Origin of the sequence: Sporichthya sp. (assembly GCF_013815995.1) — a bacterium.
In the GTDB taxonomy this organism is placed as follows: domain Bacteria; phylum Actinomycetota; class Actinomycetes; order Sporichthyales; family Sporichthyaceae; genus Sporichthya.
On the sequence record NZ_JACDFE010000356.1, the window covers coordinates 1 to 2813 of the forward strand.

At 70.9% G+C, this 2813-nt stretch carries 2 protein-coding genes; both read right to left on the reverse strand.

Annotated features, from left to right (window positions below; all coding sequences use genetic code 11):
* A partial coding sequence (locus H0X00_RS23160; RefSeq protein ID WP_293775169.1) for an alpha/beta fold hydrolase occupies positions 1-1221 on the reverse strand: 1221 nt, incomplete at its 3' end.
* Positions 1222-1230: 9 nt separating this feature from the next.
* Positions 1231-2778: a phospholipid carrier-dependent glycosyltransferase gene (locus tag H0X00_RS23165; RefSeq protein WP_293775170.1), complete on the reverse strand. Its 1548-nt coding sequence runs from the start codon at positions 2776-2778 to the stop codon at positions 1231-1233.
* Between the last annotated feature and the right edge of the window lie 35 nt (positions 2779-2813).

The window sequence follows — 2813 nt, forward strand, 5'->3', positions numbered from 1 at the left end:
GGCAACCGCGACGGCGTAGCCCGCCACGTCCACCCCGGCATGCAGGGGGGCGGTGCTCGGGCGTGGCTCGAACTCGGCGTCGGCGTCGAGGACGGCGATCCCGTCGGGGCGCTCTCCGCCGCTCTCCCGCCACGCCACCCAGGCCGCGACCCGGGGCCAGGTCGAACGGATCGCGCCGGACCCGACCACCATCCCGAAGTGCCCGGTGGCCACCTCGGCCTCGAAGGTCTTCGTCTTCGGCGCCGCCCGGGCGATGGCCCGCACCGACGGCGGCGGCGCGATCGAGTCCAGCGTCCCGACGAAGGCCAGGACGGGGCAGGTGATGTCGGCCAACGTCGACATCACGTCGCCGATCACGAACCCGCCCTGCAGCATCCGGTTGTGGGCGAGGAACTGCTTGACCAGCTCGGCGATCGCCGGCCCGGGGTAGGCGACGTACCCGGTGTTGTCGAGGAACTGGCGCTGGCCCTCGCGCGGCAGCAGCGCCTCCCGGTCGTGCAACTGCAGGAGGAACTGGATCCGCGACCGGGTCGACTTCACCGGGTCGAGCAGTCGGAAGCCGAGCCGGCTGGCCCAGGCCGGCAACGTGAGGTGCACCAGGACGTGGTCGGCGAGCAGGCCGGCGATCTCGGTGACCACGTCCTCGGCGACGACGCCGAAGACCCTGGTCGCCCGGGAGTCCACCGGGGAGCCGAAGGTGATCAGGCTGGCGATGCCGGCACTGCGCCGGTAGGCCGCGACCTGGTAGGCGAACATGCCGCCCTGGGAGTAGCCGGCCAGGTGCACGTCGCGCCCCGTGGTGGACCGGACGATGTCGACGACGTCACTGACTGCGAGGACGTGGTCGACGACGGTCCGCTTGAGCCCGCCCTCCTCGCGTTCCGGGGCGCCGAAGTCGACGATCCAGGGGTCCAGGCCGGCCTCGTGCAGGAAGCGCACCGCGCTGGTGGTGGGGGAGACGTCGTAGACCTCGGCGGCCATCATCAGCGGCGGAATCAGGATCACCGGGGGACGGGCCGCGCCGATCTGCCCGCCGATCTGCCCGTCCTGCGCGGTGTAGGGGTAGTAGCGGCGCAGCCGGAACATCGGGCGCCGGGCCACGATAATGAACTCACTCGGCAGTTCGCCGGTGAGCAGCCCGCCGTAGCGGATCACCTCCGCCGCGTTGGACACCGTCGCGCCGAATTGGCGCACCGGGCCGGTCAAGCGGGAGAGGTCCACGCCCGAACCTTAGATCCAGGTCTTGAACCACATCCGGTCCAGCCATTCCCCGCGCGGCAGCGAGCCCGCGGTGAGGAGCGGATAGATGTAGAAGAAGTTGATGACGACCAGCAGCACGAACGCCCCGGCCGTCCAGGCGCCGAGCTGCCGTCGACGGCGTTGTTTCTTGGTTGCGGCCCCGGCCAAACCGGGTCCGATCATTGCTCCCAGGGCCATGGTCAGGCCGAGGACCAGGTAGGGCAGGAACGAGATCGAGTAGAAGTAGAACATCGGGCGGTCGCCGTAGCGGAACCACGGCAGCCAACCGGCCGCGACCCCGGCCAGCAGCGCGCCGGCCCGCCAGTCCCGCGCCCCGGCCCAGCGCCAGAGCAGCCACACCAGGGCGGCGGTGGCTGCCCACCACAGCGCGGGCGTGCCGATGCCCAGCACCTCGCGCACGCAGCGCTTGGCCTCGCAGCCGTTCTCGCCGAGGTCGTCGTCGTGCGACCAGTAGGCGACCGGGCGGGCCAACACTGTCCAGCCGTACGGGCTGGACTCGTAGGGATGACTGTCCGTCAGATGCGTGTGGAAGTACTTCATCTCGCCGTGGTAGTGCCACAGGGATCGGATCGCGTCCGGGATGAAGGGGAACGCGGTGTCGTGGTCGGAGGCCCACTGCCGCGACCACCCGCCGCCGGTGGCCAGGTAACCCGTCCAGCTGATCAGGTAGACCACGCCGGCCAGGCCGACCAGCGAGCCGAACGCAGGAAAGGCGTCGCGGCGCAGCATCGAGCGCAGCGGCTTCGGCTCCCCGACCGCGCGCCGGGCGCTGGTGTCCCAGAGCACGGCCATCACCCCGAACAGGGCCATGAACGGCAGCGCGCTCCACTTCGTGCCGACCGCGAGCCCGAAGAACAACCCGGCGGCGATCCGCCACGGCCGTACACCGAGGCGCAGCCGCTCGCCGTACCGGCCGCCGTCGACCATCCGCTGCGCCCTGTCGAGGGCTCGGTCGCGGTCGACGAGCAGACACCCGAAGGCGGCGAGTAGGAAGAAGGAGAGCGACCCGTCCAGCAGCGCGGTCCGGCTCATCGCGACCGCGAGCCCGTCGATGGCCAGCAGGAACCCGGCCAGGCAGCCGAGCAGGACCGAGCGGGTCAGCCGGATCCCGATCCTTGCGATCAGGAAGATCGACGCTGTGCCGATGATCGCGACCCCGAGCCGCCAGCCGAAGGAGTCCAGGCCGGCGACCTTCTCCCCGAACGCGATCACCCACTTGCCGACCGGCGGGTGGACGATGAACGTCGCGCGGTCGGCCAGGATGTCGCTGGAGCCGTTGACCAGCTTCGCGTCGGCCTGCCGGGCGTAGGCCCGTTCGTAGCCGTAGTTCAGGATCGACCAGGAGTCCTTGACGTAGTACGTCTCGTCGAAGACCACCGCGTTCGGCCGGCCCAGGTGCCAGAACCGCAGGAACCCGCCGAAGATCGTGATCAGCACCGGGCCCAGCCAGGTCCACAGCCCGGTCGGCATCGGCCCGAGGTGCCCGCGCACGCGCGTCGGCGCCCCCTCGCTGCTCACGCCGATGATCGTAGGGAGCGGGCCTTGGCCCGTCC